Below are 19679 nucleotides of genomic sequence, written 5' to 3' on the forward strand. Positions count from 1 at the left end.
GCCAACGATACGCGAGAACGAGCGTTCCTGATTGATCAGAAGCAAAGATTGGTCACGGCATTGCCGCGCTTGTCCTTGATCACGTAGGGACAGCGTGCCCGCTCCAGTGCCTTCTTGGCTTCCTCATCGCCGAGCGCGGCGGCGCGCTCGTAATAGGCCTTGGCGGCATCGCTGTCCTTCGGCCCGCCGCGGCCGGCCTGCGCGAAGGCACCCATCCGTTCCAGTGCGCCCGGATGGTTCTGCGCGGCGGCCTTCTCGAACAATGCCCGCGCGCCGGCATCGTCCTGCGCGCCGCCCTTGCCCTCCGCCAGCATCAGGCCGAGCTGGTATTGCGCCTCGGCATTGGTCTCGGCGGATTTCGCGAGCAGTTCGCGCGCACGTGCCGGGTCGGATGCCGTGCTGCCGCCGAGCGCCGCGAGATTGCTGACACCGCGCGCGTTGCCGGCCTGCGCCGCGCGCTCGAACAGTTTGCGCGCCTGCGCCTCGTCCTTGGCGACGCCGGTGCCGTTGCCGTAGAGCACACCGAGCTCGACCATCGCCGACGTCGAGCCCTTGTCGGCGGCCTTGCGCCAGGCGCTTGCTGCCTCCAGCGTCTGCTTGTTGGCGGCATAGGCGCGGCCGAGTTCATACATCGCGCGGCGCGAGGACTTTGCCGCCACCGCGCAGTACCTGATCGCGGTCGCAATATCGGCCGGCGCGACGTCAGGCACGCCTTTCACGTCGGCCGGCTTGTCGGGATCGGTGGGATCGGCGGCGAGCCGGTCGCACAGCACAAGGTCGGCCGACTGCGCATGGACAAATGCCGGCGCTGCCAGCGCTGCAACAACGAAAATGGTTTGGAGGGGTCTGAACATGGACATCAGGTTGCGTCGCGGTGCAGGCAAATTCAAGGCTCGAGCCCGGTCTCGCGCAGCACCGGCGCGACCTCGGGTGCCGACAGATAGTGTAGCAGATGCTCGGCGGCCTCCGCGCACCGCGTGGCGGCCATGCGGCCTGCCGAGAACACTGCCGGGGTCTGCAAATCCAGCGGAATTGGCCCGACGACCTCGACGCCATCGACCTGCTTCAACTCGCTGATCTGCTGGATCGCAAGCTCGGCTTCGCCGCTGACGAGCTTCTCCGCGGTGAAGCCCATCGGAATGATTACCGCGCGCGCATTGATCGCCCCGGCGATGCCGAGACGCGCGATCAGCTGCGCGAACAGGATGCCGCTGGCACCGAGCCGCGAATAGGCCACCGCGCGCGCGCCGAGCAGCGCCGTACGAAGCGCGGCTTCGGTCGCGATGTCGGGATGCGGAGCTCCAGCCTTCACCGCGACGCCGACATAGGAGCGCGCCAGGTCGATCGCGCTTGCTCGCGCAATGCGCCCCTCACCGATCATCGCGTCGAGGCCTTCGCGGGTCAGGATCACGAGATCGGCCACCTCGCCGCCAGCCAGGCGTTCGAGCAGAGCCAACGTCGGCGCGAAATCCGCATCGATCCGCACCCCGCTCGCCGCCTGATACGCCGCGGCAAGGCGCACCAGCGCGCCCTTCAGCGCCAGCGTCGAGAGCACACGAACCGTGTTGTCCATTTCGCTTACGCCCGCCGCATCAGCTTGAGCGCGGCGGTCAGGCGAAGACTGCGCTTGCCGGCCAGCGCAGTCGCTTCGAGCACGGCGCTTTCCGCATCGCAGGTGCCGGCGAAGCCGATGCCGACCTCATGGCCGCCGAAGACCGGGTTCTCGCCCATCGCCGAGGTGTGCTCCTGGTTGAGGATCTGGCCCTTCCAGCGGCCCTTCTCGGAGGTATAGGTGCCGAGATAGTAGAAGAACGCATCGCCGCCGAGGATACGGCCGTCGTTCAGCAGCATCACGCCGGTCAGGCCGCCATCGACGCCGTCGAGCACGTGGATGCGGATCGAGTAGAGACCATTGACGATACCACCCTCGCCGACCCCGCCTGCGATCGGGACTTCGTCCTCGGTGATCGGCGTCATCACCGACTGGAACGGCACGCCGGGCAATTCCTTCAGCTCGCCCTTGAAACGATAGAGCTCGCCATCGGGCGCACCCTTAGCAATGAGCGTCGCGTCATCGGTGCCGGCCATCGCGCGGTAGTTCGGATCGGGGTTGTGGCGGACGGTCTGGATCTCGACCGCGACATCCTCACCGTGCTTTTCGTAGGTGCCGATATGGGCGAAGGCCGAGTTGCCGCCGAGCATCTTGCCGCCACCGACATACATCACGCTGCGGCCGACGGCGCCGCCCAGCTCGAACCGGACCTTGTAAAACCCTTCAAACAAGCGCCGTGTCCCCGGCAGCCAACATGCAATCGTTATCTAGCTTGGTTCATAACGCAGCGAAACCGCTTTCGGCCGAAGGCCGCCCACAAAGACAGTCGTTAAAATGCAAGGGTCCGCCAAGGCTGTTGCCCTGGCGGACCCCATTGGGGTACCGGATGGCTCCATCCGGGTCCGATAGCGCTAGGTTGCGGCCATTAAGCGGCGGCCTTGGCGCCGGTCGGAACCTCGGAGATCGTCTTCAGGATCTGCGAAGCGATCTGGTAGGGGTCGCCCTGGGAGTTCGGACGGCGGTCTTCCAGATAGCCCTTGTAGCCGTTGTTGACGAAGGAATGCGGCACGCGGATCGACGCACCACGGTCAGCCACGCCGTAGCTGAACTTGTTCCACGGAGCGGTCTCGTGCTTGCCGGTCAGACGCTTGTCGTTGTCCGGGCCGTAGACGGCAATGTGGTCCATCAGGTTCTTGTCGAAGGCCTTCATCAGGCTCTCGAAGTACTCCTTGCCGCCGACTTCGCGCATGTACTTGGTCGAGAAGTTGGCGTGCATGCCCGAGCCGTTCCAATCGGTGTCGCCGAGCGGCTTGCAGTGGAATTCGATGTCGATGCCGTAGCTCTCAGTGAGGCGCAGCATCAAATAGCGGGCCATCCACATCTGGTCAGCGGCGGTCTTGGAGCCCTTGCCGAAGATCTGGAATTCCCACTGGCCCTTCGCCACTTCGGCGTTGATGCCTTCGTGGTTGATGCCGGCGGCGAGGCAGAGATTGAGATGCTCTTCGACGATCTTGCGGGCGACGCTGCCGACGTTCTTGTAGCCGACGCCGGTGTAGTACGGGCCCTGCGGCGCCGGATAACCCTCTTCCGGGAAGCCGAGCGGACGGCCGTCCTTGTAGAAGAAGTACTCCTGCTCGAAGCCGAACCAGGCGCCTTCGTCATCCAGAACGGTGGCGCGCTTGTTCGAGACATGCGGCGTCCTGCCGTCCGGCATCATGACTTCGCACATCACCAGCACGCCGTTCTCGCGCGCGGCGTCGGGATAGCAGGCAACCGGCTTCAGCACGCAGTCAGAGCTGTGGCCTTCAGCCTGCTGGGTGGACGAACCGTCAAAGCCCCACAGCGGAAGCTGTTCGAGGGTCGGGAACGACGCGAATTCCTTGATCTGCGTCTTGCCGCGCAGGCTCGGCGTCGGCGTATATCCGTCGAGCCAGATATACTCGAGCTTGTACTTGGTCATTGAACCTCTCTGTTGATGATGCAAATCCGTGAGGAACCGAAAGCCAGTCGGCCGCCGCACGCGTACCCGGCCACCATCGGCCGGCTCTTACTAAGCAATTAAAATGCCAGTCGCTGCACTGCGGCACCGCCCAGCCTGCGGATGTCCACAGCGGGCATCGCATTTTTTGCTGCGACAAAGTAGCGCGGCAAACATGCGCCACGGTCAGCCAAAATCTTCTCTCTGTCCCCTCAGCCGCCCGTTTCTGCAGCAAATTCGGCTACGGCATCATCCGCCGATTAATGCGGCGGCAGCGCCGTGTGACAGTTCGTGTCCAACCGCCCGGTGCCCGGCAACCATCGGCTCGGCCCAAGCGTTGGTCAGCTGCATCCTGCCTCGCAGGAAGCAAACCGGGATTTGCACACGAATTGGACAAAACCTGACTATTTCTTGGTCACTTGCACCCTGCCGAGCCCGGACCGATGTTGAAAGCACGGTAACCACACGCGAATGGGTCGGGCGCACCATGGAGGCTCGCACCGGCCAAAGGAGACTTTGACATGATCACCACGGGCCAAAATCAGGGATCGGCAACGATCTATCAATTCCCAGCAGGGGGCCGCGCGGCTCTCGGCGGACGCCGCTACGGCGAAGTGCGGATGGCGCGCGATCTTGCCGCTGAGGTCGAGACCTCGGCATGCAGCGAGAGCTGGTACCACCAGGCCGCCATCGACGACGCCAAGCCGAGCCGCGATCACTGATGTCGATCAGGCAGAGAGGCGTGATACACAAACGTCAGACGACAGAGCAGTAAGAGAGGGTCGGAACGCAGCGTTTCGGCCCTTTTTTCATGCCTGCTCGCAGGCCGTCACCGGCCGCTTCGCATGCCGCAGCCTGGTCAATCCGGCCCGGCCGATCTCGAGCGTGACGCCACCGCCCTTGTAACGCGTGCCGGTCAGCGACAGCCGCTTCGTCAGCGTCACCGCCTTGCCGTCGACTTGCAGATGCGCACGCGTGTCACCATCGAAGAACGCTGTAATGAACTGCGTGCCGTCGGCACAACGATAATTCCGGAAGTCGGACTGCGCCGGCGCTGCCGAGGAACCAAAGACCGTTGTAAGAATTGCGCCGATGACAACGGCATCCCCGCGATAAGTCATATTCTCCCCCCGAGAGGCCGGTTATAGACCTTCCGCGCCGATACTCGTGCGCCAAGACGTCCTGGATCAAGATCTTATCAACAGGCCCGCCCGATGTCAGAAGCTCCTGCCCGTCACCTCAATCTCGCCGGCGCCAGCAATTTTCGTGACCTCGGCGGCTACCAGACGCGTGACGGCCGGACAGTGCGCTGGCGGCAGATCTTCCGCTCCAATCATCTGGCGCATCTCACCGAGCAGGACGTCGCCGTGGTGCGTGGCCTCGGGGTCAGAAGCGCATTCGATTTCCGCGGCGTCGCCGAGCGCGCCGAGGCGCTGTGCGGCATGAATGACGTCACCGTGCATTCCCTGCCCGTCGAGCCGACGGTAGTGGCCGCGCTGCGTAAGATCGCTGGCAACCGCGAGCTGTCCGAAGCCGACGCGATCGACGTGATGCGGGATTCCTATCGCGGCTATGTGCAGGACAACACACCGCGCTATCGCACGCTGTTTACCCATCTGCTCGAAGACCGCGCGCCGCTGGTGATCCACTGCACGGCGGGCAAGGATCGCACCGGCTTTGCCTGCGCGCTGATCCTGCACGCGCTCGGCGTGTCCGAGCAGGTGATCGCGGACGACTATCTCCTGACCAACCGGTTCTACAAGCGCGATCCGGCTCACAGCACCGAGCTGCCCGACGACGTCAAGCAGGTGCTCGGCACCGTGCGCGAGGCGTTTCTGGAGGCTTCGTTCGAGGCGATCGATGCCGACTATGGCAGCCTCGACGGCTATTTCCGCGATGGCCTCGGGCTCGGCCCGGCCGAGCGGAAGGCGCTTGAAGGCCGCTATCTGCAGACCTGATCAGGTCGCTCGATCAGTAGACTTGGCTCAGGCCGCCGCGGCCTCAAGCTCGAGCTCCGCATCGAGATCGGCGATCACGTCCTCGAAGGCCGAGATGGCCTGCTGGATCGCCGCGATCTGCATCAATTCCCAGCTGCTCACCGGTCCGGTACGATTCTGCAGCGCCACGACGAGGTCACGCCGCTGCTCCTTAAGCTGAACGAGCGGTAAACCGTGATCCGGAAGATATCCCATTGCAAACCCCTACCTTGGCTGAGGTTCCGCTTGTACGGAAAGGGTTCTGCAAACGACTTACAGAACTGCCGCAAATTTTATCGAACCTGTCCTCCCCGTAGTCTTACGTAGTGAAGCCCGCACGTCAGGTTTCGGCGCTCTGGGTCGCCTTCAGGATCGTGTCGCACAGCCCGCGGGCGAGCCGCTGCGTGCTTGCGTCGCTCTGGTGCAGTTGGTCCGGATCGGTCGGATCGATCATGCGCTCGAACGAGATATTGTTATGCACGTGCCAATGCCGCATCAGCGCCCAGCGGTGAAAAACGCTGACACCCTTGAGTTCTGCCTTTTTCGAAATCAGCTTCACCATGCATTCCGAGAGCTCCGCCTTGTCATCCTTCAGCATGGCCGTGACATATTGCGGATCAATCAGCATGACGTCCATCTTGGTCGACTTGGCACGCAACAGATCGAGTCCCGCTTCGATCTTCTGGGCAACGGCTTCGATGTTGTAGTCCTGTCGGTGAAAGACCGCGTTGGTTCCAACCTGCCAGATCACCAACGTCGGCTCGAGCTCGAAAATGTCCTCCTGAAAGCGATCGAACTCCTTGTCGGCCTCCTCGCCGCCTCGGCCGCGATTGATAACATCGATCCGCGCATTGCCGTGGGTCGCCGGATCGTTCCGCAAATACATCTCGAGCCAATAGGGATACGGCAGGACATCCGCTCTACCGGCGGTCGACGACGATCCCATAGCGACGATCTTGATCGGACCGCCGCCGGCGATTGCCCTAGCTAGGCAAGGCAATTTGTATTTGAAACCGATGACATCGGCAGGCAGATCGGCAAACATCAAACTATCAACCATTTGAAATACTCGCTCGTTGGCGCCATCTCACGTTGCATATCTCGCCGCAAAATGGCCCTGCATTGCAAATGAAATCCGCCTGATCATAGTGGACAGGAACCTGTTGCTGATACGGAGACCGCCATGAACGGAAAAGCCATCGTCATCACCGGCGCCCTTGGCGCGCTTGGCAAAGTGGTCGCCGAAGAAGCCCTCGCGCGCGGGGCGCGCGTCGCCGGCATCGATCACGCCGCCTCGCAGCTTGCGGCAACCGCCGATCGTATCGAGCTCGGTGGCGTCGATCTCACCGACACCGTGCATGCGACCGCTGCGATCGACAAGGCGGCCGCGCATTTCGGCCGGCTCGACGGACTGATCAACATCGCCGGCGGCTTCACCTTCGAGGCGGTGAGCGACGGCGATCCCGCGACCTGGCAACGCATGTATGCGATGAACGTGATGACGGCATTCAACACCTCGCGCGCGGCGATCCCGCACCTCATCAAATCCGGCGCCGGACGCATCATCAATATCGGCGCGCTCGGCGCCTTGCAGGCCGCCTCCGGCATGGGTCCCTACGCCGCCTCGAAGGCCGGCGTGCACCGCCTCACCGAGTCGCTCGCCGCCGAGCTCAAGGGCAAGGTCACGGTCAACGCCGTGCTGCCGTCGATCATCGATACTGCCGCCAATCGCGCCGCGATGCCGAAGGCCGATATCTCCAAATGGGTGACGCCGAAGGAACTCGCCGAGGTGATCCTGTTCCTCGCCAGCGACGCCGCGAGTGCCGTCACCGGCGCGCTGCTGCCGGTCAACGGGCGGGTCTAGTCCGCAACCAAGAGCCGCAGCTTCGACCTGAAGCGGATGCTCTGCTTGCCGGCGAGCGCTATGCCTTCGCCCTCCGCGGTCTCATCGGTGTAGGAGCCGGTAAACCCGATGGTCACCACCTTGCGTTCCCAGATCGGACGCTCGCCATAGGTCGGCGAATGTTCCTCGTTGGTGACCTCGCCCTTCCACTTGCCGTCGGCCGCGGTGTAGCTGCCATAGGCGAAGAAGAACGAGTCGCCGCCGCGCATCTGGCCGTCGCGCAGCACCATGACGCCCTGGTTGCCGCCAGAGACGCCGTCGAGAAATTCGACGGTGATGTGATAGAGCCCGTTCCGGATCATGCGAATGGTCGCGCCATTGTCCCCGGCCCGACAATAGCCGCTCGGCCGCGCTCTGGGCAAATTCGATCCGCCGCAATGGGCGCAATTCCGCGCTATGCTGCGGCACCGAGTCGCGGCCGGATGCCGCAGGAGCCTGCCTGTTGGAAACCACGCTTTATCCGCCCATCAAACGCTTCCTCGAAAAGCTCGGCTTCACGGTGAAGGGCGAGATCGGCGGCTGTGACCTCGTGGCGCTGAGCGGCGATGATCCGCCCGTTGTCGTGGTTGGAGAGCTCAAGCTCGCCTTCAATCTGGAACTGATCCTGCAGGCGGTCGATCGCGCCGGTGCTGCCGACGAGATATGGATCGCGGCCAAGGTTTCGGCCCGCGGCAAGGGCCGCGAGAGCGACGCGCGGTATCGCAATCTGTGCCGGCGGCTCGGCTTCGGCATGCTCGGCGTCACCGACCGCGGCGACGTCGAGGTGCTGGTGCCGCCGCCGACCGCGACACCACGGCGCAATCCGAAGAAGCGCTCGCGCCTGATCACCGAGCATCGCAAGCGCAAGGGCGATCCTGCAATGGGCGGATCGACGCGTGCGCCGATCATGACCGCGTATCGGCAGCAGGCGCTGGCCTGCGCCTCCGCGATGTCGGATGGACCGCGGCGCGTCAAGGACCTGCGGGCCGAATGCCCTGACGCCGGCAAGATCCTGCAGCATAATGTCTACGGCTGGTTCGATCGCGCCGAGCGCGGCATCTATGTGCTGACCGATGCCGGCCGCGCCGCGCTGAAGCGCTGGCCGCAGCAGCCGAATGGTACGTCAGGGGCAGAAGCTGCCCCGTAACTAACCAACTGGGGGAGATCATGATTGTCGTCACCGGCAGCGTCACCGCCCGCCCCGACTCGTTCGACGAGGTGAAGCGTTTGAGCCTCGAGCATGTGCATCGCTCACGCACCGAACCCGGCTGCATCTCGCACGCAGTCCATGTCGACTGCGAGAATCCGCTCAGGCTGGTGTTTTTCGAGCAATGGGCCGACCGCGCCGCGCTGGCGGCGCATTTCGCGGTCCCCGCATCGCGCGATTTCGTCCGCTCCCTGCAATCTCTGGCAGCTGCGACGACCACCATCGAACTTTATGACGCTCACAAGATTGAGAGACTCTAGCTGCATGGCTGTATTGCCATCCTACATTCATATTGCAATGCAACATTGGGCACCTTACGTATCTTCCGCGATTCAAGGATGAGGCGGCGATGAGCGGAGACTGGAACACCAAATACGGCACTAGGCGCGTGCGGCACGATCCGCCGACGCTGGAAGAGGCAATCTTCGCCGCCATCGGTATCACCGACGACGTGGAGGCCCAGGCCGAGATCGCATCGTCCCTGATGGGCCTGCCCTATGACGAGGTGCTGGCCGAGGTGAAGAAGACCGCGCGTGTCAGCGCCCGCACCGGCACCGCAACCCGCGTGATCGCCGGCGAACAGGGCGCCCAGCGCTCCGTCGTGGTCGAGCGCCGCGTGGTCCGCCGCTTCGCGATCGACAAACGCACCGGCACCTGAAAAGCAACATCCGTTGGTTCAAAGAAAAAGGGCAATCCGCTGAGCGGATTGCCCTTTTTGTATTTGATCTGAGTTTTTGAGCTCAGGCGGCCCGGCCCCAGCCGGACATCTGCATCACCATTCGCCAATAGGCCCGGTTCATGTCGACGAGCGCGCACGCGGCCGCGACAGCTGTCACCGGGGCGATCGTCGGCGCAGGCACGGGTTGGTGTTGCTCGGTCAGGTCGATGCTGCCGGTCGACTCGCCGTGGCGGAACGTCAGCTGCGCACCGAACTTGGTGGCAAGCGCGCGCATCGCGTCGTTCTGCGCGCCGGTGGTGATGCGCAGGCTTGTGTAGCCCTTGGCATGCGCCTCGGCGATCAGCTTGCGGAACAGCGTGCTGCCGACGCCCTTGCGCCGCACCGACCGCTCGACGCTGAAGGCGATCTCGGGCTGCGCGTCGGGCGACTGCTCCGGCGGATGCAGCTCGGCCGCACCGCGAACCACGCCATCCTCGAAATAGGCGATGATGACCGTGCCGTCGTTGGCGCAGCGCTCGGCATAGCGGCGGATGAAACTGTCGTCGATGAAGCCATGAAAACGATCATGACGGCTGGTTCGATCCAGTCTCAGCAGATGATCGCGCAGCAGAGGAAGCTCCTCCTGCTGGCTCAACGTCCGCACGGTGCCTCGGGCAGATGTCGAACTGATGGAATCGTGGTTCACTTCATAACTCCTCTTGGTAGCCCTCGAGGAGGCGTCGACTCCCTAACCCGTCCTATATTGTGCGCCGCACCATATAATTCAAGTGTCTAGATTCATTTAAATAAACAGTGATGTGATCAGAAAATCACATCATTGCCACATCATAATACCAGCTGCGTCTGGGTAACGACCGCAACCAGTTTCCCATCCTCGGTTTCCAGCCTGGTCTGCCAGACCTGGGTCCGGCGGCCCCGGTGAACCGGCGTCGCCGTGGCGATCACAGTGCTCCCCTCCTTGGCGCCGCCGATGAAGTTGGTCTTGCTCTCCAGCGTCGTGGTGCCTTTGGCGTCCTCAGGCAGGTTGATCACGGTGGCGGCCGCGCCGACCGAGTCGGCAAAGGCCATCACTGCGCCGCCGTGGATCGTGTTCCGCAGGGTACAGAGGTCTGGCCGCACCACCATCCGCGCGACCACGCGATCCTGGCTGGCCTCGGTGAAGATGACGCCCTTCAGTTCCGCGAACGGCATCTTCATCGACTGGATCTTTTCGAGCGGCGTCATGGGCACTCCCTGCTTTGTAGCCTTCGTACCGGCATGATGGATGGACCGGCCGGGCGCGGCAATGACGTCCGAGGTAATGGCGACCATGACGTTATGCCGTCGGTGACAACGGGCCGCCAAGCCTGCATACCGTCGTCGATGCGCGACTTCCCTCCCCGCCGGATCGTCTGCTTGACCGAAGAGACGGTCGAAACGCTGTATTTGCTCGGCGAGCAGGACCGCATCGTCGGGGTCTCAGGCTACGCGGTGCGCCCGCCGCAGGTCCGCCGCGAGAAGCCGCGGGTGTCGGCATTCATCTCCGCCGACATACCGAAGATCCTGGCGCTCGACCCCGATCTGGTGCTCGCCTTCTCCGACCTGCAGGCCGACATCGTCGCCGATCTCGTGCGCGCCGGTGTCGCCGTTCATGTCTTCAATCAGCGCGACGTCGCCGGCATCCTCGCAATGATCCGCAGCCTCGGTGCGATGGTAGGCGCGGCCGATCGCGGCGAGCGGCTCGCGCAAGGCCTCGAACAACGGCTGGCCAAGATTGCGGCAACGCCACGTCCGACGCCGCGGCCAAAAGTCTATTTCGAGGAATGGGACGAGCCGCTGATCAGCGGCATCGGCTGGGTGTCCGAACTGATCGAGATCGCCGGCGGCGAGGACGCTCTGCCGCACCTGCGTGCGCACAAGGCCGCCAGGGATCGCATCGTCTCGGCAGATGCCGTGCGCGCAGCGATGCCCGACGTGATCCTGGCATCCTGGTGCGGCAAGAAGGTCGTGGTCGACCGCATCAGGGCCCGTGGCGGCTGGAGCGACATTCCGGCCGTCCGCAACGATCGCATCGTCGAGATCAAGTCGCCGATCATTTTGCAGCCCGGCCCCGCCGCGCTGACCGATGGGCTCGATGCGATCGTCAATGCGTTGTGGTCGCGGCACCCATGATTACTCGCCTCAATCAGTATAAGGCTTTGGGATAGCGCTCGTTGCTCACGTCACCGCATTCACGACCTGATATTCTTGCCGGCGCCACACCTCGCCATTGATCACTTCCTCAATGATCTCGGCGGCCTTCAGCACCTCCGCTTCGCCGATATAGAGCGGTGTGATCCCGAACCGCATGATATCAGGCGCCCGGAAGTCACCGATCACGCCGCGGGCAATCAGCGCCTGCATGGCGGCATATCCGCCGGCGAAGGCGAAGGAAACCTGCGACCCACGCTGCGCATGCGCCGGCGGCGTTACCAGCCTCAGCGACGGACAGCGTCGCGCGATCTCAGCTATCAACAGGTCGCCTAGCGCGAGCGAGCGAGCGCGGACTTCGCCCATATCGACACGATCCCAGATGTCGAGCGATGCCTCCAGCGCGGCCATCGCCAGCACCGGCGGTGTGCCGACACGCATGCGCTCGACGCCATCAGCAGGTTGATAACCAAGATCGAAGGCGAACGGCTTTGCGTGCCCCATCCAGCCCGACAACGCGGCGCGCGCTTGATCGGCATGCTTCGGCGCGACGTAAAGGAAGGCCGGCGCGCCGGGTCCAGCGTTGAGATATTTGTAGGTGCAGCCGGCTGCGAAATCGGCGCCGACGCCGGCGAGGTCGACCGGCAGCGCGCCGGCCGAATGGGCCAGATCCCAGACCGTGACGATGCCGAGCGCATGCGCCTTCGCCGTCAGGGTCCGCATATCGTGGCGACGGCCGGTGCGGTAGTCGACCTCAGTCAAATAGAGCACCGCAACCTCGTCCGACAGCGATGGCTCGACCTCCTCCGGGGCCACCAGCCGCAATTGATGGCCGCGCCCGAGCGTGGCGATCAGGCCTTCCGCCATATAGAGATCGGTCGGGAAATTACCCGTGTCGGACAGAACGACCTTGCGCTCCCGGTTCATCTCGAGTGCGGCCGCAAGCGCCTGATAGACCTTGAGCGACAGCGTGTCGCCAATCATCACCGTACCGGACGCGGCGCCGATCAGGCGAGCGATGCGGTCGCCCACGCGGCGCGGCTGCACATACCAGCCGGCACTGTTCCAGGCGCGAATGAGCTCATCGCCCCACTCGGCCGTGATGACATGCGCAACGCGTTCGGCAACGCCCAGTGGCAGCGCACCAAGCGAGTTGCCGTCAAGATAGATGACGTCAGCAGGCAGATGGAACATCGCCTTGGTGTCGTCGTAGACGCGCAGCTGCGATTTCGCTTCGATCATGACAATTCGCCTAGAGGACGGTGCGGACACGCCACAGTTCGGGAAACAGCTCGACCTCGAGCATCCGCTTGAGATAGCTGACCCCGCCAGTACCGCCGGTGCCGCGCTTGAAGCCGATGACACGCTCCACCGTCGTCACGTGATTGAAGCGCCAGCGGCGAAAATAATCCTCGAAGTCGACCAGTTTCTCGGCGAGCTCGTAGAGCGTCCAATTGGCCTCCGGAGCTTCGTAGACGCGGCGCCAGGCTTGCATCACGCCCTGGTCGAAGTGATGGGTCTCGTGGACGTCGCGTGACAGGACGGTCGCGGGCATGGTGAGCCCCTTGCGGTCGGCAAGCCGGAGCACCTCGTCATAAAGACTCGGCGTCGCAAGCTCGGTCTTGAGCAAAGCCGTCACCTCGGAGTCATGCGCATGCGGCTTCAACATCGCGCCGTTGCGATTGCCGAGCAGATACTCGATCAGCCGGTATTGATACGACTGGAGGCCCGAGGATTGTCCCAGCCGCGAGCGGAAATGGGTATATTCGCTGGGCGTCATGGTCCGCAGCACGTCCCAGGCATTGTTCAACTGCTCGAAGATGCGGGAGACACGCGCGAGCATCTTCATCGCCGGTGACACTTCTTCGCGGGCGATGGCGTGGCGGGCGGCCCGGAGCTCGTGGATGGCGAGCCGCATCCACAATTCGGAGGTTTGATGCTGGATGATGAAGAGCATCTCGTCATGCGCGTCGGAAATCGGGTGCTGGGCGCCGAGCAGCGCATCGAGTTGCAGATAGTCGCTATACGACATTTTCCGGGCGAAATCGGTCTCGGCGCCCTCGACCGCGGGATCGTAGTCGTTGCTGCTCATGACACATCCTCTCGATCGATCTCCGCCTCAAGCAAGGCCCAGAAGGCACCTCGTGATGGCAGAGGATGGATCCTTCAGCCCATCGACAACAGTAAAATGGTTATGCCCGGGGTCGACGACGAGATGCGTGGGCACGTCGAATCCGGTCCAGATGTTAGCCATCAGCTCAGCCTGACGGATGAACTCGGGTCGCTCGCTTCTGCCGACCCAGGTGGTCAGCGGCGACTTGCCTCGTGGCAGATGCAAAGCGGCGCTTTCGAGCGCCGCCTCGCCCATGTTCATCCGCAGCGTCCCGTTCATTGCCGTCTTCAGGAGCGGTCGCAGGTCGTGCAGACCGCTGATCGACAGCGTCGCCACGATCCTGTCGTAGACCTCAGGTTCGAGACGGCTATCGTCGCACAGCATGCGCGTAACGAGATGGCCGCCTGCGGAATGACCGACCAATCGAATAGGCCCGGAGACTTGGGCAGCAGCCGAAGCGATCGCGCCCGCGATCTCGGCCGTGATGTCCGAGATGCGCGCGGCCGGTGCCAGCGTGTAGCTCGGCAGCGCCACCGTCCAGCCGTGGCTTCGCGCACCCTCGGCGAGGTCGGTCCATGACGATTTGTCGAAGCGCATCCAGTAACCGCCATGCACGAAGACGACGAGACCTTTGCTGTCGCCGTCCGGCAGGATCAGGTCGAGACGCTGCCGCTCTCCCGATCCATAGGCAATATCCGCCTTGAATGATTTAAGTCCGGCACGATAGGCCGCAGCCCGCTCCGCCCACCGCGCCGGCAGCGCATCCGACCCCGGCACGTGGGCCGAATTGGCGTAGGCATCATCCCAATCGCGCATCGTGGCTCCTCGGAGACTCGCCGTCGATCAGGCGCCATTTTGCCACCGGCGCGGCTGTTCGCCCAGCCTTTATTTTAAACCTAAAGCATCTGGTTGACCCGCGCCCGATCCCTCCCCGGCAAACGGAGCGATAGCGCGGCGGGCCCGCAATGCAGAAAGGCTACGCCTTCTCCACCCCGCACCACTCCGTGATGAACAGCGCCATGGCCTTGGTCGCTTGCCGCAGCGAGTCCAGCTCGACATACTCGTTGAACCCGTGCATCGCCGCGCCGCTGGCGCCGAAGCAGAGGCTCGGGATGTCGTAGTTCAGGCCGTAGAACCGTGTGTCGGTCAGCGCGGTGAAGGCGCGATCCTCCACCGCCCCGCCATAGACCGCCTGGTGCGCCCTGGCGAATGCGGCTTCCGGCGCCTCGGAATTCACCAGCTCGTAGCCCTCCGACAGGAAGCCCGACCATTCGACCTGCGGCGGATTGTTGGAAAGGAAGCGGTGGTCGCGCGCCGCCGCCGACACGCAGGCCAGAATCTCCTTCTGGCACTCGGTGATCGACCAGCCCGGCAGCACCGCAATGCGGCAGTCGACGTCGCACCAGGCCGGCACGCTGGAGGCCCAGTCGCCGCCCTTGATGATGCCGGGGTTGAAGTTGATCGGATGATTGACGTCCTTGAAATGCTTGTCGGCCTTGGCGCGCTCGTTCCAGGCGATCTCGAGCTTCTCCAGCGCGTGCACCAGGTGATACGCCGCCATGATCGCGTTCGATCCGGCACCGGCCTCGAACACATGCACCGGGAAGCCACGCACCTTCAGGCGGAACCAGATCACGCCGACCTGCGAGCGGATCATCTTGCCGTTGGTCGGCTCCGGGATGAAGCAGGCATCGGCGCGATAGCCGCGCTGCAAGGTCGAGAGCGCGCCGACGCCGGTGCTCTCCTCCTCGATCACGGACTGGAAATGAATCCGCGCGGTCGGCTTCAATCCGGCCTTCTTGATCGCATCCAGCGCATAGAGCGCGGCGATGGTGCCGGACTTCATGTCGCAGGCACCGCGGCCGTACATCCTGCCGTCCTTGATGACGGGCGAGAACGGCGGCGTCTCCCACATCTCCAATGGACCGGTCGGCACAACGTCGCAGTGCCCCTGCAGGATCAGCGATTTGCCGGCATTGGTCGCGGGGCGGTAGGTGCCGACCACCGTGCGCGCCTTCGAGAAATCATGCTCGATCGGGCCGAATCCGCGCAGATCTCTGAGATCGTCGAGATTGATGTGCCAGTCGTCGACCTCGTAGCCGCGCTCGCGCAGCAAATCGCCGATCATGTCCTGGCACGGCCCCTCGGCGCCGCGGGTCGAGGGGATCGCGACGAAGGCCTGCGTCGTCGCAAGCTGCGCATCGAATCCCTCGTCAACGGCGGCAAGGATTCGTTGTTGCGTCTCGGCAGTCATGCGGCAGCTCCATGGGGGGACATCAGACAAGGTGGGAGCCGCAGCGTAACCTGCTTTCACCCGGCCGGGTATTGCGCAAAATAGGCATCCCGCAATGCATCTTCGAGCAGACGGCCTTCGGAATAGCCATCGAGCGTCTTCGGCCGCGTCACGCCGTCGAGCAGCCGCGGACACGGCTCGGGCGCACCGAGCACGGTGCGCACCGGAATCCGCTCGGCATAGATCGGCAGTTCGTAATCCTCGTCGTCGTCGGCGACGCCCTTGGCGCGTACCTTGGCCGAGGCCTCCTCGATCTCCATCGCGATGAACGAGGTCGCCTTGATCTCTTGCTTGTTGCTGGCGCGCAGGCCCGCGGTGCGGTCGGGAAAGAAGCGATCGACCATCGCGACGACCGCCCGCTCCTTCTCCTCGGGATCGGTGACGAGATAGGCCGACCCGAACGCCATCACCGCGCGATAGTCGGCCGAGTGATTGAAACCGCAGCGCGCCAGCACCAGGCTGTCGAGATGGGCAACCGTCAGGCACACGCGCTGGCCCTCGGACTGGTTCTCCAGCATGCGGCTCGCGCTCGAGCCGTGCCAATAGAGTTTGGTGCCCTCGCGCCAGAAGAAGGTCGGCGTGCAATAGGGCTGGCCGTCGATCACGTAGGAGACGTGGCACAGCATCGAAGCGTCCAGGATCCTGTGCACGGTGGCATGATCGTAGAAGCCGCGGTCATGGCGACGCTTGACCCGGTTGCGGGACGACGTTGGGTAGGACGACTTGGGATAGGACGGAGTGGATGCGCCTTCGGTCACGGCTCGCCTCATTGAAATCTGGAATCTGTCCAGAGTTGTAGCTGTTCATTTGGTCTGCGATAGTGCCAATTCCATGCGAAAAATTCCGACCAATTCCCGAGAACCAGCGGCGCGCAAGCCGGAGCTGCCGCTCGACCTCACCGGCCCGCATGTGACGCCGGGCGCGGCCTCGCAGCAGCGGCTCTATCAGGCTCTGTGCCACACCATCGTCGGCGGCCTGGTCAAGCCGGGCGAGCCGCTGCCGCCGTCGCGCATGCTGGCCAAACAAACCGGCTTTCGCCGCAACGCCGTCACCACGGCCTATGAGCGCCTGATCGCCGACGGCTTTGCGGTGGCGACCACTGGCTCCGGTACGTTCGTCGCGCCGCGGATTCCGGCGCGGGCCGGTGCAGAGCGACGCACCAAGATCGAGATCGAGCCGCCGCAGCACAATGCGCTCTCGCTCGGCTGCACCCATATCGACGAGCGCGCGCTGCAGCGCTTCCGCGCCTTTGCCGGCCGCAGGCTACGCGCCTTCGGGTCCGAGCATCTGCACTACGGCGATCCCCGCGGCAGCAGCGAGTTGCGCGCCGCGATATCGGATCATCTGCTGTCGGCGCGCGGGCTGCGCTGCGACCCCGACCAGATCATGCTGGCCTCGGGCACGCTGCACGCGCTGCGCATCGTGCTCGGGGCCATCCTCAAGCCTGGCGACAAGGTCTGGTGCGAAGACCCCGGCTATCCGGCGGCGCGGCGCGCGATCGAGCATTGCGGCTATCGGCCGGTCTCGGTGTCGGTCGATGGCGCCGGCATGCGCATCGACAAGGGGCGCATCTCCGGGCCGCAGGCGCGCGCCGCCTATGTCACGCCGTCGCACCAGTTTCCGCTCGGTGTGCAGATGTCGATGCCGCGCCGGCTCGAACTGCTCGACTGGGCCAGGGACGCCGGCGCCTTCGTGTTCGAGGACGACTACGACAGCGAGTTCCGCTATGACGGCGCGCCGCTGCTCTCGCTTGCCGGCATCGATCATCTGCGCCGTGTGATCTACATGGGCACGTTTGCCAAGACGCTGTTTCCGGGATTGCGGATCGGTTACTGCGCCCTGCCCGAGGCCTTGATCGGTCCGGTGACGGCGGCGCGCGCCGCGCTCGACCGCTTTCCCGGCACGTTGATGGAAGGCGCGGTTGCCGACATGCTGAACTCCGGTGCCTTCGCTGCCAATCTGCGCAAGTCGCGAAAGCTCTATCGCGAGGCGCGCGACGTCCTGGCCGCGACACTTACCGACGCATCGGAGGGTGAGCTCACGGTTCCCGTGCCGTCACAGGGCCTGCATCTCGTGGCGCGGCTCGATCCCGCAACCGACCCGCTGGTTGCTGCGCAGGCAAAGGCAGCCGCAGGCGTCGGCGGCTGGCTGCTCGCCGAGACCTATCGTCGCGCGCGGCCACTGCCTGGCTTCGTGCTGGGATTCTCCGGTCATCCGGTTCCGCAACTCGTCGCGGCGGCGGAACAACTGGCGAAGACAACGCTGACAGCGCTGCGCGCGACGCGCAAGCAATCCACGAAGGCGCGAGGTCCCAAAGCGCGATGAGATTGGATTGAATCGTCATGGCGCTTTAGCTCGTTGTTTGAGCATGGTCTTTTCGGAAAACCGCTTCGCACTTTTCCGGATCATGCTCTAGGAGAATCGGAGCCGCCTGACTATGGTCGCCGCTCGTTCAGTCAGTGTCCGCCCAAGGAGATACCGGATGCCCAATCGCAACGTCCTGTATCTCGTGATCGGCGCGCTGGTCGTGATCGCAGGCATGCTCGGTTACAATCTTTATCAGGCGAAGAAGCAACCCGAAGGCTTGCAGATCAATGTCGGCCCCGACGGGCTCAAGATCCAGAACAAGTGAAGGAGACAGCGATGCTGCGCATGAGGCTGGTCGCGCTGGTCGGCGCCGTCGCACTTGGTGCGATCGCTCACTCCGCCTCTGCGCAGCAGGCCTTGATGCGCGAGGGCGACATCGTCGACCTGAGGGTCGGTCAGCGGGTCCTCGTCGATGATGGTTCGTGCCCGGCCGGGCAGATCAAGCAGGTCATCGGCTCCAGGCTGAGCGAGACCGGTGTGGTTCGGACCCTCACCTGCGTGCCGCGGCTCGCCAAAAAGTAAAACGCCTCGCTGTCGGGAGGCGCTTCCTTCATCCCAACATCGAAACGCTACTCAGTTCGAGATCGGCTCGAACATGCATTGCAGGGTCGGCTTGGCGATCTTGGTGAACGTCGGGCCGATTTCGCTTTGCTTGGAGGGCGGCACCCAATCGGTCTCGATGGTCGGCACGCCGGTCTCGCTGATTCCGCGCAACAGCGCCTGGCGCAGATCGGGATCGTCCACCGTCGCAGCCGCGTGGTCATGCAGGCAACCGCAGACGGCTTCCGGATGCGCCCAGCGGCCGAGCATATGCGGCGCGCACTGGCGCACGAATTCGTCGCGCGGCTCAGGCACCCGGTACAGCGACCGGATCTGCATCGATTCGAGCGGAAGTTGGGATTGGGCCTGCGCGGAACCCGCCAAAACGCCGGTCAAGGCGAACGATGCGAACATCGCGGCGGAACAAATTCGGAGCAACATGGGAAGCCTTTACCGGCGTTTCTGTTTTGCGCGTCGCGATCAGTTGGCCTGCGCCACCACCATCGGGGCCGAGGTGACGACCGGCGAGCCGTTATAGGAGAAGGTGCCGATGCCGGGCAAACCGTTGTCGGGGGTCCCGGCCATCGACGAACCGGCCATCACGAAGGCGAAGGCGAGGATAAGGCTCATGGTCCGCATCTGACAGTCTCCGTCATTCGGGTCGGCGCCTGGCGCCGTTGTGTTGACGGATTGATAACGATCTGCCGTTTCGGGAGTTCTGCGGAACAAGCCGAAAATGGTTTCGTCGGAATGAGAATTGTTTCGTCGGCCGATGCTCGACGAAACATTCGGCGGAAAATCCCAATGCTTTCAATGGTGGCGCTCGATAAAGCAGCCTGATCAAGATTTCGAGCGGTCAACCGACCCGGCTGTCGGTGGTTCGATTATGCCTGCGAATTGAGTGGGCTACCGCGCTTTCTTAA

At 63.8% G+C, this 19679-nt stretch carries 27 protein-coding genes; 10 read left to right on the top strand and 17 right to left on the bottom strand.

All coding sequences use genetic code 11. The features are described from left to right. Positions 1-35: 35 nt before the first annotated feature. From ACTUWL_RS00355 to ACTUWL_RS00370, 4 genes are all read right to left on the bottom strand, one after another. A complete protein-coding gene (locus tag ACTUWL_RS00355; RefSeq protein ID WP_021079672.1) occupies positions 36-854 on the bottom strand; it encodes a tetratricopeptide repeat protein in 819 nt (272 codons plus the stop codon). Between the two features lie 32 nt (positions 855-886). Then, entirely contained in the window at positions 887-1573 is a 687-nt protein-coding gene (locus ACTUWL_RS00360; RefSeq protein ID WP_021079673.1) for a substrate-binding domain-containing protein, read from the bottom strand. 5 nt (positions 1574-1578) lie between these two features. Next, positions 1579-2283, bottom strand: a complete 705-nt coding sequence (locus ACTUWL_RS00365; RefSeq protein WP_021079674.1) for a GrlR family regulatory protein — start codon at positions 2281-2283, stop codon at positions 1579-1581. 194 nt (positions 2284-2477) lie between these two features. Then, positions 2478-3512: a glutamine synthetase beta-grasp domain-containing protein gene (locus tag ACTUWL_RS00370; RefSeq protein ID WP_021079675.1), complete on the bottom strand. Its 1035-nt coding sequence runs from the start codon at positions 3510-3512 to the stop codon at positions 2478-2480. 539 nt (positions 3513-4051) lie between these two features. Between ACTUWL_RS00370 and ACTUWL_RS00375 the strand changes: the two genes are divergently transcribed. Then, positions 4052-4252, top strand: a complete 201-nt coding sequence (locus ACTUWL_RS00375) for a DUF2735 domain-containing protein (protein ID WP_021079676.1) — start codon at positions 4052-4054, stop codon at positions 4250-4252. 87 nt (positions 4253-4339) lie between these two features. Here ACTUWL_RS00375 and ACTUWL_RS00380 read toward each other — a convergent pair whose 3' ends face one another. Continuing rightward, positions 4340-4651 carry an MliC family protein gene (locus tag ACTUWL_RS00380; RefSeq protein ID WP_021079677.1) on the bottom strand — a complete coding sequence of 104 codons (312 nt, stop codon included), beginning with the start codon at positions 4649-4651 and terminating at the stop codon, positions 4340-4342. Positions 4652-4744: 93 nt separating this feature from the next. Between ACTUWL_RS00380 and ACTUWL_RS00385 the strand changes: the two genes are divergently transcribed. Further along, positions 4745-5488 carry a tyrosine-protein phosphatase gene (locus ACTUWL_RS00385; RefSeq protein WP_021079678.1) on the top strand — a complete coding sequence of 248 codons (744 nt, stop codon included), beginning with the start codon at positions 4745-4747 and terminating at the stop codon, positions 5486-5488. Positions 5489-5515: 27 nt separating this feature from the next. Here ACTUWL_RS00385 and ACTUWL_RS00390 read toward each other — a convergent pair whose 3' ends face one another. Together ACTUWL_RS00390 and ACTUWL_RS00395 are read right to left on the bottom strand one after the other, a co-directional pair. Beyond that, the gene (locus ACTUWL_RS00390; protein WP_021079679.1) at positions 5516-5722 is read right to left on the bottom strand and encodes a hypothetical protein; all 207 of its coding nucleotides are present in this window, start codon (positions 5720-5722) and stop codon (positions 5516-5518) included. A 124-nt stretch (positions 5723-5846) separates the two neighbouring features. Continuing rightward, positions 5847-6566 carry an SGNH/GDSL hydrolase family protein gene (locus tag ACTUWL_RS00395; RefSeq protein ID WP_021079680.1) on the bottom strand — a complete coding sequence of 240 codons (720 nt, stop codon included), beginning with the start codon at positions 6564-6566 and terminating at the stop codon, positions 5847-5849. Positions 6567-6689: 123 nt separating this feature from the next. Here ACTUWL_RS00395 and fabG point away from each other — a divergent pair, with 123 nt between their 5' ends. Then, a complete protein-coding gene (gene fabG, locus ACTUWL_RS00400; RefSeq protein WP_021079681.1) occupies positions 6690-7370 on the top strand; it encodes a 3-oxoacyl-ACP reductase FabG in 681 nt (226 codons plus the stop codon). Here the strand turns inward: fabG and ACTUWL_RS00405 are convergent. Continuing rightward, on the bottom strand, positions 7367-7711 hold the full coding sequence (locus ACTUWL_RS00405; protein WP_021079682.1) for a GrlR family regulatory protein: 345 nt from the start codon (positions 7709-7711) through the stop codon (positions 7367-7369). The two genes, fabG and ACTUWL_RS00405, sit on opposite strands and share 4 nt — an antisense overlap. Before the next feature lie 140 nt (positions 7712-7851). Here ACTUWL_RS00405 and ACTUWL_RS00410 point away from each other — a divergent pair, with 140 nt between their 5' ends. The 3 genes from ACTUWL_RS00410 (at position 7852) to ACTUWL_RS00420 (ending at position 9253) form a co-directional block, all read left to right on the top strand. Then, positions 7852-8535 (top strand): DUF2161 domain-containing phosphodiesterase, encoded by a 684-nt coding sequence (locus ACTUWL_RS00410; protein WP_021079683.1) that lies wholly within the window; start codon positions 7852-7854, stop codon positions 8533-8535. Between the two features lie 20 nt (positions 8536-8555). Further along, a complete protein-coding gene (locus tag ACTUWL_RS00415; RefSeq protein WP_021079684.1) occupies positions 8556-8855 on the top strand; it encodes a putative quinol monooxygenase in 300 nt (99 codons plus the stop codon). Between the two features lie 89 nt (positions 8856-8944). Continuing rightward, a complete protein-coding gene (locus ACTUWL_RS00420) occupies positions 8945-9253 on the top strand; it encodes a hypothetical protein (protein ID WP_021079685.1) in 309 nt (102 codons plus the stop codon). 82 nt (positions 9254-9335) lie between these two features. Here the strand turns inward: ACTUWL_RS00420 and ACTUWL_RS00425 are convergent, their stop codons facing one another. Both ACTUWL_RS00425 and ACTUWL_RS00430 read right to left on the bottom strand, forming a co-directional pair. Continuing rightward, entirely contained in the window at positions 9336-9959 is a 624-nt protein-coding gene (locus tag ACTUWL_RS00425; protein ID WP_021079686.1) for a GNAT family N-acetyltransferase, read from the bottom strand. 140 nt (positions 9960-10099) lie between these two features. Next, entirely contained in the window at positions 10100-10498 is a 399-nt protein-coding gene (locus tag ACTUWL_RS00430; RefSeq protein WP_021079687.1) for a PaaI family thioesterase, read from the bottom strand. Positions 10499-10636: 138 nt separating this feature from the next. On the opposite strand from ACTUWL_RS00430, the gene ACTUWL_RS00435 reads away from it, so the two are divergent. After that, positions 10637-11425 (top strand): cobalamin-binding protein, encoded by a 789-nt coding sequence (locus ACTUWL_RS00435; protein ID WP_021079688.1) that lies wholly within the window; start codon positions 10637-10639, stop codon positions 11423-11425. A gap of 45 nt (positions 11426-11470) precedes the next feature. Here the strand turns inward: ACTUWL_RS00435 and kynU are convergent, their stop codons facing one another. From kynU to ACTUWL_RS00460, 5 genes are all read right to left on the bottom strand, one after another. Further along, entirely contained in the window at positions 11471-12685 is a 1215-nt protein-coding gene (gene kynU, locus ACTUWL_RS00440) for a kynureninase (protein WP_021079689.1), read from the bottom strand. A gap of 10 nt (positions 12686-12695) precedes the next feature. Continuing rightward, positions 12696-13535: a tryptophan 2,3-dioxygenase gene (gene kynA / locus ACTUWL_RS00445; protein WP_021079690.1), complete on the bottom strand. Its 840-nt coding sequence runs from the start codon at positions 13533-13535 to the stop codon at positions 12696-12698. A gap of 27 nt (positions 13536-13562) precedes the next feature. After that, positions 13563-14372 carry an alpha/beta hydrolase gene (locus ACTUWL_RS00450; RefSeq protein ID WP_021079691.1) on the bottom strand — a complete coding sequence of 270 codons (810 nt, stop codon included), beginning with the start codon at positions 14370-14372 and terminating at the stop codon, positions 13563-13565. A gap of 160 nt (positions 14373-14532) precedes the next feature. Further along, positions 14533-15810: an ArgE/DapE family deacylase gene (locus ACTUWL_RS00455; RefSeq protein ID WP_021079692.1), complete on the bottom strand. Its 1278-nt coding sequence runs from the start codon at positions 15808-15810 to the stop codon at positions 14533-14535. 56 nt (positions 15811-15866) lie between these two features. Beyond that, positions 15867-16607 (bottom strand): pyridoxamine 5'-phosphate oxidase family protein, encoded by a 741-nt coding sequence (locus tag ACTUWL_RS00460; RefSeq protein ID WP_021079693.1) that lies wholly within the window; start codon positions 16605-16607, stop codon positions 15867-15869. A gap of 73 nt (positions 16608-16680) precedes the next feature. Here ACTUWL_RS00460 and pdxR point away from each other — a divergent pair, with 73 nt between their 5' ends. From pdxR to ACTUWL_RS00475, 3 genes are all read left to right on the top strand, one after another. Then, positions 16681-18174 carry a MocR-like pyridoxine biosynthesis transcription factor PdxR gene (gene pdxR / locus ACTUWL_RS00465; protein ID WP_021079694.1) on the top strand — a complete coding sequence of 498 codons (1494 nt, stop codon included), beginning with the start codon at positions 16681-16683 and terminating at the stop codon, positions 18172-18174. A 157-nt stretch (positions 18175-18331) separates the two neighbouring features. Further along, on the top strand, positions 18332-18481 hold the full coding sequence (locus ACTUWL_RS00470) for a hypothetical protein (protein WP_021079695.1): 150 nt from the start codon (positions 18332-18334) through the stop codon (positions 18479-18481). Between the two features lie 11 nt (positions 18482-18492). Next, a complete protein-coding gene (locus ACTUWL_RS00475) occupies positions 18493-18738 on the top strand; it encodes a DUF6719 family protein (protein WP_021079696.1) in 246 nt (81 codons plus the stop codon). 51 nt (positions 18739-18789) lie between these two features. Here the strand turns inward: ACTUWL_RS00475 and ACTUWL_RS00480 are convergent, their stop codons facing one another. Continuing rightward, complete coding sequence (locus ACTUWL_RS00480) at positions 18790-19095, bottom strand: hypothetical protein (protein ID WP_291733886.1); 306 nt, start codon at positions 19093-19095, stop codon at positions 18790-18792. Between the two features lie 141 nt (positions 19096-19236). Then, on the bottom strand, positions 19237-19386 hold the full coding sequence (locus ACTUWL_RS00485) for a hypothetical protein (RefSeq protein ID WP_168470986.1): 150 nt from the start codon (positions 19384-19386) through the stop codon (positions 19237-19239). Between the last annotated feature and the right edge of the window lie 293 nt (positions 19387-19679).

This window comes from Bradyrhizobium sp. WCU1, assembly GCF_053474805.1.

Excerpts from the sequence above, each read along its gene's own strand:
- ACTUWL_RS00355 (WP_021079672.1), bottom strand. The coding sequence starts at position 854 with ATGTTCAGACCCCTCCAAACCATTTTCGTTGTTGCAGCGCTGGCAGCG.
- ACTUWL_RS00360 (WP_021079673.1), bottom strand. The coding sequence starts at position 1,573 with ATGGACAACACGGTTCGTGTGCTCTCGACGCTGGCGCTGAAGGGCGCG.
- ACTUWL_RS00370 (WP_021079675.1), bottom strand. The coding sequence starts at position 3,512 with ATGACCAAGTACAAGCTCGAGTATATCTGGCTCGACGGATATACGCCG.
- ACTUWL_RS00375 (WP_021079676.1), top strand. The coding sequence starts at position 4,052 with ATGATCACCACGGGCCAAAATCAGGGATCGGCAACGATCTATCAATTC.
- ACTUWL_RS00380 (WP_021079677.1), bottom strand. The coding sequence starts at position 4,651 with ATGACTTATCGCGGGGATGCCGTTGTCATCGGCGCAATTCTTACAACG.
- ACTUWL_RS00385 (WP_021079678.1), top strand. The coding sequence starts at position 4,745 with ATGTCAGAAGCTCCTGCCCGTCACCTCAATCTCGCCGGCGCCAGCAAT.
- ACTUWL_RS00390 (WP_021079679.1), bottom strand. The coding sequence starts at position 5,722 with ATGGGATATCTTCCGGATCACGGTTTACCGCTCGTTCAGCTTAAGGAG.
- ACTUWL_RS00395 (WP_021079680.1), bottom strand. The coding sequence starts at position 6,566 with ATGGTTGATAGTTTGATGTTTGCCGATCTGCCTGCCGATGTCATCGGT.
- fabG (WP_021079681.1), top strand. The coding sequence starts at position 6,690 with ATGAACGGAAAAGCCATCGTCATCACCGGCGCCCTTGGCGCGCTTGGC.
- ACTUWL_RS00405 (WP_021079682.1), bottom strand. The coding sequence starts at position 7,711 with ATGATCCGGAACGGGCTCTATCACATCACCGTCGAATTTCTCGACGGC.
- ACTUWL_RS00415 (WP_021079684.1), top strand. The coding sequence starts at position 8,556 with ATGATTGTCGTCACCGGCAGCGTCACCGCCCGCCCCGACTCGTTCGAC.
- ACTUWL_RS00420 (WP_021079685.1), top strand. The coding sequence starts at position 8,945 with ATGAGCGGAGACTGGAACACCAAATACGGCACTAGGCGCGTGCGGCAC.
- ACTUWL_RS00430 (WP_021079687.1), bottom strand. The coding sequence starts at position 10,498 with ATGACGCCGCTCGAAAAGATCCAGTCGATGAAGATGCCGTTCGCGGAA.
- ACTUWL_RS00435 (WP_021079688.1), top strand. The coding sequence starts at position 10,637 with ATGCGCGACTTCCCTCCCCGCCGGATCGTCTGCTTGACCGAAGAGACG.
- kynU (WP_021079689.1), bottom strand. The coding sequence starts at position 12,685 with ATGATCGAAGCGAAATCGCAGCTGCGCGTCTACGACGACACCAAGGCG.
- kynA (WP_021079690.1), bottom strand. The coding sequence starts at position 13,535 with ATGAGCAGCAACGACTACGATCCCGCGGTCGAGGGCGCCGAGACCGAT.
- ACTUWL_RS00450 (WP_021079691.1), bottom strand. The coding sequence starts at position 14,372 with ATGCGCGATTGGGATGATGCCTACGCCAATTCGGCCCACGTGCCGGGG.
- ACTUWL_RS00455 (WP_021079692.1), bottom strand. The coding sequence starts at position 15,810 with ATGACTGCCGAGACGCAACAACGAATCCTTGCCGCCGTTGACGAGGGA.
- pdxR (WP_021079694.1), top strand. The coding sequence starts at position 16,681 with ATGCGAAAAATTCCGACCAATTCCCGAGAACCAGCGGCGCGCAAGCCG.
- ACTUWL_RS00470 (WP_021079695.1), top strand. The coding sequence starts at position 18,332 with ATGCCCAATCGCAACGTCCTGTATCTCGTGATCGGCGCGCTGGTCGTG.
- ACTUWL_RS00475 (WP_021079696.1), top strand. The coding sequence starts at position 18,493 with ATGCTGCGCATGAGGCTGGTCGCGCTGGTCGGCGCCGTCGCACTTGGT.
- ACTUWL_RS00480 (WP_291733886.1), bottom strand. The coding sequence starts at position 19,095 with ATGCAGATCCGGTCGCTGTACCGGGTGCCTGAGCCGCGCGACGAATTC.
- ACTUWL_RS00485 (WP_168470986.1), bottom strand. The coding sequence starts at position 19,386 with ATGAGCCTTATCCTCGCCTTCGCCTTCGTGATGGCCGGTTCGTCGATG.